Genomic DNA, 7,670 nt, shown 5'->3' with positions numbered 1-7,670 from the left:
CGGCGTCGGGACCGGCGCGGTGCCACAGCAGCCGAACGCGACCGCGCTGCCCGCGCCCGTCGCCCTCGCGGCCGGCTTCGACCCCGGCCTGGCCCGGCGGTACGGCGTGGTCGAGGGCCGCGAGACCGGGGACGTCGGGCACAGCCTGATCGAGGCGCCCGACGTGAACATGGTGCGCGTCTACCGCAACGGCCGGGCCTTTGAGAACTACGGCGAGGACCCCTACCTCGCCGGGCGGCTCGCCGTCGCGAACATCCAGGGCATCCAGAGCCAGGGCGTGCTGGCCGAGGTCAAGCACTACACCGCCAACGACCAGGAGACCAACCGCACGACCGTCGACGAGGAGATCGACGACCGCACCCTCCACGAGATCCACCTGCCGGCCTTCGAGGCCGCGGTGAAGGAGGGACACGTCGCCTCGGTGATGTGCGCCTACCCGTCGGTCAACGGCGCCTTCATGTGCGAGAACCGGCACCTGCTCACCGACGTGCTGCGCGGCCAGTGGGGCTTCGACGGGTTCGTGCAGTCCGACGCGGGCGCCACGCACACGGCGGTCGGCTCGGCCCAGGCCGGCCAGGACCTCGAACTGCACGACAACGGCCCGTACGACCAGGAGCTGAAGCAGGCCGTCCTCGACGGCACGGTGAGCATGGACCAGCTCGACACGATGATCGAGCGGCGCCTCGCGATCGAGATCCGCGCGGGCCTGTTCGACCACCCGCGGACCGTCACGCCGATCGACGCGGCCGCCGGCGGAGCGGTGGCGCGGTCGGCCGCCGAGCAGACCAGTGTGCTCCTCAAGAACGCGGGCGCGGCCCTGCCGCTCGACGCGGGCCGCCTGCACTCGATCGCGGTCGTCGGCCCGTACGCCCAGGTCGCGCACCCGGGCGGCGGCGGCAGCTCCCACGTCGATCCGCTCTACACCGTCAGCCCGGTCGACGGCATCACCAGGCGCGCCGGCTCCGGCGTGACCGTGCGGAGCTCGGACGGCGCCGACCCCGCCGCTGCCGCCGCGCTCGCCAAGTCCTCGGACGTGGCCGTCGTCATCGTCGGCGACACGGAGAAGGAGGGCACGGATCGCACGAGCCTGTCGCTCGGCGGAGGCCAGGACGACCTCGTACGGTCGGTCGTGGCCGCGAACCCGCACACGATCGTGGTGCTGAACAGCGGGGCGCCCGTGCTGATGCCGTGGATCGACGACGTCCCCGCGGTGCTCGAGGCCTGGTACCCGGGCGAGGAGGACGGCAACGCGCTCGCCGCGCTGCTGTTCGGCGACGTGAACCCCTCGGGCCGGCTCCCGGTGACCTTCCCGCGCAGCGAGACCCAGACCCCGGTGAGCTCGCCGGAGCGCTACCCCGGCGTGAACGGGGTGGTGACCTACTCCGAGCGGCTCCAGGTCGGCTACCGCTGGTACGACGCGCAGGGCCAGGACCCGCTGTTCCCGTTCGGGTACGGCCTGTCGTACACGACGTTCGCGTTCGGCCACCTCACCGTGGGCCGGCCCGATCACGACGGGCGGGTGACCGTCGGCCTCGACGTGCGCAACACCGGATCGCGTACCGGCGCGGAGGTCGCCCAGGTGTACGTGACCGATCCCGCGTCGGCCGGCGAGCCGCCGCGGCAGCTCAAGGCGTTCACCAAGGTCACCCTGCGGCCCGGCCAGGTGAGGCACGTGAGGCTGACCCTCGACCGGCGGGCGTTCTCCGTCTGGGACTCCGCCGCGCAGCGCTGGACCGTCCCCGGCGGCCGGTACGCGATCGCGGTCGGTGACTCGTCCCGCGACCTGCCGCTGTCGGCGCCCGTGACTCTCCCCGCACACTGACTGGTCGGGACATTGTCAGATCGTTACCAACGAAACGCCCAGGTAGCGGGATTCCGCAGCTGAGAGGCAGGGCCGAAACAGGACATTGTGCTGTTCGCCGGTCGTTTCGGCGGCTAGCGTTCCGTCCGCGAGATCGCGCGCGGAGACGAGCACCGGGCCGGGACGATCGGCGCTCGGCGGGCACGCCGAGCGTCCGCGTGGTCTCCGCGAGGACGGAGAGCACATGGCGGGCATCAAGAGGCGAAGCCTCCTGACGGGTGCGGCGGGCGCCGCCGCTATCGCGGGAATCGGAGGCATCGACCTCCGCGCCGCACGGCCGGCCGAGGCCGCCACGTCCAAGTCGTCCGGCCGGGGCCGCACCGTCCGGCTGCGCGAGGGCACCGACGTGGCGGCGCAGCTGTCGCCGGACGGCCGGTTCATCGCACTCGACCTCGTCGGCGTGCTGTGGGTGCTGCCGGCCTCCGGCGGCCAGGCCCGCAGAGTGACCAGCGACCTGTACGACATCGCCCAGCCCGAGTGGTCGCCGGACGGCAGGTGGATCGCCTTCCAGTCCTACCGCGAGGGCGTCTTCGACATCTGGATGATCCGCCCGGACGGGTCGGGGGCACGCCGGCTGACCCACGGGCCGTACGACCACCGGGAGCCGCGCTTCTCCCCGGACGGCAGGCGGATCGTCCTGTCCTCCGACCTGACCGGCAGCTACGGCATCCACACGCTGGACGTGGCGTCGGGCGACGTCACGCCGGTCACCGACACCACCGCCGAGGAGTACGAACCGGCGTGGTCGCCGGACGGCACGCGCATCGCCTTCGTCGTGGCGAACACCCGGATCGACGTGGTCGACCTCGGCACCGGCGAACGTACGACACCCGTGACCGTCCCCGCCGACCAGGTGATCCACAATCCGGCCTGGACCCCGGACGGCCAGGACCTGGTGTACTCCGTCGTCCGATCGGGCCGCAGCGAGCTCTGGCGCTCGGGAGAGCCGCTCGTGACCGGCGAGGAGGTGTTCCCCTTCCGCGTCTCGTGGCGCTCGCGGGACGAGTTCCTCTACACCGCCGACGGGAAGATCCGGCGCCGCTCGGTGAGTGACGGCACGCGGAACGACATCGGCTTCAGCGCGGCCGTCACCGTCACCGCGCCGGGGTACCGGAAACGCGGGCGCGACTTCGACTCCGCCAAGGCGCGGCCCGTCGTCGGCATCGGCAGCCCGGTGCTGTCCCCGGACGGCAGGCAGGTGGCGTTCCGCGCGCTCAACGACATCTACACGATGACGATCGGCCAGGCGCCCCGCCCGCTCACCCGTGACCACTGGTGGAAGAGCGCCCCCGCCTGGTCCCCGGACGGCCGGTATCTGTCCTACTCCACCGACCGGGCCGGCAAGCTGGACATCTGGATCCGCGACCTGCGGACGGGCACCGACCGCCGGCTGACGAACCTGCCGGACGCCGCCGCCGTGTCGGGCACCTGGTCGCGCGACGGCGCGCACATCGCCTTCCTCGACCAGACCGGTGCGCTCTACACCGTCGAGGTCGCCTCCGGCGACGTCCAGCCCGTCTACACCGCCACCTTCGAGCCCGGACGGCCGACCTGGTCCGCCGACGGCAACGTCATCGCCCTCGCGGCGATCAAGCCGTACTCCGCGCGCTACCGCGAGGGGCTCAGCAAGATCCTCCTGGTGGATCGCCGCACCGGCGCCGGCACCTACGTCGACCCGCTGCCGGACCGTTCCATCCAGACGCGCGGCGACGACGGCCCCGTGTGGTCGCCCGACGGTACGAAGATGGCGTTCGTCGTGGCGAGCGTGCTGTGGGTGGTCGACGTCCATCCCGACGGCACGCCCGCCGGCCGGGCCCGGCAGATCACCCGCGAGGTGACCGACGCCGTGAGCTGGAGCGGCGACTCGCGGCAGCTGCTGTACCTGAACAACGGACGGCTCCGCCTCGTCACCGTGGACGGCGGCCGAACGCGCACCCTGCCGACGCCGCTGACCTGGGCGAACACTCGCTCCAAGGGGCGCACCGTCGTCCGCGCCGCGCGCATGTGGGACGGCAGCGGCCAGAAGCTGCGCGACAACGTGGACATCGTGGTCGAGGGGCACCGCATCGCCGCGGTCGAGCCGCGCGGCCACGGACGCGGCGACAAGATCGTCGATGCCGGCGACTCCGTGGTCGTCCCGGGCCTGGTGGACATGCACAACCACCGGGAGATGCAGGGATATGAGTACGGCGACCGGCAGGGACGGCTCTGGCTGTCGCTCGGCATCACCACGACCCGCTCGCCCGGCAGCCCGGCGTACCACATGGTCGAGGCGCGCGAGTCGTTCCAGTCCGGCGCCCGGATCGCCCCGCGCTACTTCGCCACCGGCGAGGCCGTCGACGGGCCGCGCATCTTCTACAACTTCATGCGGCCCACGTTCGACGACGACCAGCTCGCCCTCGAACTCGAACGCGCCGGCGCCCTCGACTACGACCTGATGAAGGCCTACGTGCGGCTGCCCACCGAGTGGCAGCAGAAGGTCATCGCCTGGGCGCACAAGCACCGCGTGCACGCCACGTCGCACTACCACTACCCGGCGACGGCCTTCGGCGGCGACGGCATGGAGCACATCGGCGCGACGAACCGGTTCGGCTACTCGCGCACGGTCACCGCCCTCGGCACCGGGTACAGCGACGTCATCGACATCTTCACCGCCTCCGGCGCGGTGCGGACGCCGACGCTGTTCGTCGCGGCGACGATGTTCCGCGAGGACACCTCGCTGGTCACCGACCGGAGGGTGAAGACGCTGTACCCCTCCTGGGAGTACGCCTCGCTCCAGGCCGCCGTGAAGACCGCCAGGACCACCGACCAGACCGTCAACGAGCAGAACCTCGCCGCCCAGGTGGCCCAGGTCGTCGCGACGATCCGCGGCGGCGGCCGGATCATCACCGGCACCGACTCACCGATCGACCACACCGCGGTCAGCACCCACATGAACCTCCGCGCCCTGGTCAAGTACGGGCTCACGCCGTACGAGGCGCTGACCACGGCCACCCGGGCGCCGGGGGAGTTCCTCGAGGAGCCGCTGGGCCAGATCAAGCCGGGCATGTACGCCGACCTGGCCTTCCTCGGCGGCGACCCGCTCACCGACATCACCCGGGCGGCCGACGTGCGGCAGGTGATGGTGAACGGGGAACTGCACACGGTGGACGACCTGCTCGCGCCGTTCGCCGCCCCGGACCACACGACCGCCGCGCCGGCGGGCCGGATGCTGCCCCGGCTTCCGGAGCATCCGGCGAACCGCGGGTACTGGTGGCACGACCCCCACTACCTGGAGGACAGCAAGCGGTCCTGCTGCGCGGAGACCTGACCGCGAGCGCGTCCGCACCACCCGAAACGCCGGGCGGCCCGGCGGGGACACTTCCCCGCCGGTCCCTCCGTATGGAATCGTTCCCATATGCGTATCACGGACAGTCTGCGCGTCCATCACGACACGTGCAACGTCTATCTGCTCGTCACGGGAACGGACGCCGTCGCGATCGACTTCGGCTCCGGCTCCGTGCTCGATCACCTGGCCGACCACGGCGTCGAGCGGATCACCGATGTGCTGATGACGCATCACCACCGCGACCAGGGCCAGGGGCTGGCGCGCGCGGCGGCCGCCGGGATGCGCATCTGGGTGCCCTCCACCGAGCGTGACCTGTTCGCCGACGTCGGCACGCACTGGCAGACGCGGGTCATCGACAACTACTACGACCTGCGCCAGGACCGGTTCTCGCTGCTGGAGGACGTACCGGTCCACGGCGTCGTTCCCGAGTACCGCACCACGCGCATCGGCGGGGTCGACGTCCACGCGATGCCCACGCCCGGGCACACGCTGGGCTCGGTCAGTTACCTCGCCGAGCTGGACGGCCGGCGGATGGCCTTCACGGGCGACCTGCTGTACGGGCCGGGCACCGTCTGGTCGGTCTCGGCGTTGCAGCGGGGCTACACGGCATTGGAGGGCGCGGCAGCGACGGTGATCTCGCTCGACCTGGTCGCCGACCGCGCCCCCGACCTCGTGCTCCCCTCGCACGGCCGCCCGATCGCCGAGCCGGCGGAGGCGATCGCGAAGACCCGGAGCAACATGCAGGCCCTGGTCGACTTCCGCCGTGACGAGCCCTGGGACCTCGACGCCTGGCTGCGGCGGCCGTACGAGGAGGTCACCCCGCACCTGCTGCGCAACCGCACCTCCTTCGCGACCAGCTACGCCCTGCTGTCGGACTCCGGTTCCGCGCTGCTCATCGACTACGGGCTCGACATGATCACCGGCCTGCCCGTCGGCGACGACCGCTCCTCGCGCCGCCCCTGGCTCGCCTCGCTCGACGCCCTCAGGCGCACGTACGGCGTCGACCGGGTCGAGGTGGCGATCCCGACCCACTACCACGACGACCACGTGGCGGGCTTCGGCCTGCTGCACGAGGTCGAGGGCACCGAGATCTGGGCGGGTGAGTCGATCGCGCCGATCCTGCGCGACCCGCGCCGGTACGACCTGCCGTGTCTCTGGTACGACCCGCTGCCCGTCGACCGCGCGATCGCGCCGGGCGTTCCGATGCGGTGGCACGAGTACGAGCTGACCATGTATCCGTTGCCCGGCCACACGCTGTACGCGGTGGCGATCGCGTTCGAGGCCGACGGCAGGAAGGTGCTGGCCACCGGCGACCAGCAGGACGGCGGATGGGTCGACGGCGAGCGGACCGAGGTGCTCAACCTCCAGTACCGCAACCGGTTCCGGTTCGACGACTTCGTCGACTCCGCGCTGCTCTACCGCCGGTTGTCCCCGGACCTCATGATCAGCGGGCACTGGGAGCCGCGCGCGGTCGATGACCGGTACCTCGACATGCTCCTGGCCAAGGGCGAGGAGCTGGCCCGCCTGCACCGGGCGCTGCTGCCGCTGGACGAGGTCGACTTCGGCGCGGAGGGGTTCGGCGCGCGGATCCTGCCGTACCGGTCGGCGGTGGCCGCGGGCGAGAGCCGGGAGTTCGAGGTGGAGGTCGTCAACCCGTTCCGGCAGCGCTGCGAGCTCGGCGTCGACCTGGTCGTGCCCGCCGGCTGGCAGGTCACGCCGGCCCGTCGCGCGGTCGAGGTCGAGGGAGGCGGTCAGGCGACGGTGCGGTTCACCGTCGTCCCGCCGCCGGGCCGCCGGCGACGGGCGCGGCTGGCGGCCGACCTCACCGCCGGCGATCGCGCCTTCGGCCAGCAGGCCGAGGCCCTGGTGGACGTGCGATGACCGGGAGTGCGGAGGGCGAACGACCGAGGACGCGCGTCGAGGTCGCCGAGATCGGCGGGTCGCTGGAGATCCGCGCCGAGCACTACACCGCGCGCGTCGACCGCGACCGGCTCCTGGCCGACGTCACCGGGGCGGACGGCGGGTCCTGGGGGACGCTGCGGCTGCTCGTCTCCGTGGACACGCTCGACGGCCCGGACGAGACGACCCGCGTCGAGGCCGTCACCTGGGAGTCCGAGGACTCGTGCGTACGGCTGACCGTGACGTGCGCCGGCTCGCGGTGGGCCACGCGTACGCACGTGGTGGAGTTCCACCCCGGCCGGATCACCTTCGGCGCGACCGTGCGCGGCGAGGGCCGCGTCACCACGGTCCGGCTGCTCGGCGGGGCACGGCTGCCGCAGGGCGTGCTGCCGAGCGGAGCGGCCCACCACACCGTCTTCTCCCCGAACCCGGACCATCCCTGGCGCGTCGCCCGCCCGGCGGTCGAGCCCGCCGTGATCAGCGTCAACGGCGAGGGCGGCGAGCCGGGCGTGGGCCGCTGGCTGTTCACGCCCGCACCGACCTGCTTCGGGCTGTCCCGCGAGCGGGCCGCCGACGACCGGA

At 72.4% G+C, this 7,670-nt stretch carries 4 protein-coding genes; all 4 read left to right on the top strand.

The genetic code is table 11. The features are described 5' to 3' along the window. Positions 1-1,822, top strand: a 1,822-nt coding sequence (locus ACFFNX_RS35655) for a glycoside hydrolase family 3 C-terminal domain-containing protein (protein ID WP_378210367.1), incomplete at its 5' end; no start/stop codon positions are given. 223 nt (positions 1,823-2,045) lie between these two features. Beyond that, the gene (locus ACFFNX_RS35650) at positions 2,046-5,171 is read left to right on the top strand and encodes an amidohydrolase family protein (protein ID WP_378210366.1); all 3,126 of its coding nucleotides are present in this window, start codon (positions 2,046-2,048) and stop codon (positions 5,169-5,171) included. A gap of 87 nt (positions 5,172-5,258) precedes the next feature. Continuing rightward, entirely contained in the window at positions 5,259-7,070 is a 1,812-nt protein-coding gene (locus ACFFNX_RS35645; protein ID WP_378210365.1) for an MBL fold metallo-hydrolase, read from the top strand. Then, positions 7,067-7,670: hypothetical protein (locus ACFFNX_RS35640; protein WP_378210364.1), on the top strand; the 604-nt coding region annotated here is incomplete at its 3' end. The genes ACFFNX_RS35645 and ACFFNX_RS35640, both read left to right, overlap by 4 nt.

Origin of the sequence: Actinoallomurus acaciae, assembly GCF_042429965.1 — a bacterium.
Lineage (GTDB): Bacteria > Actinomycetota > Actinomycetes > Streptosporangiales > Streptosporangiaceae > Actinoallomurus > Actinoallomurus acaciae.
Note: the sequence above shows the minus strand (reverse complement) of the source record. Positions and strands in the feature narration are given on the sequence as shown.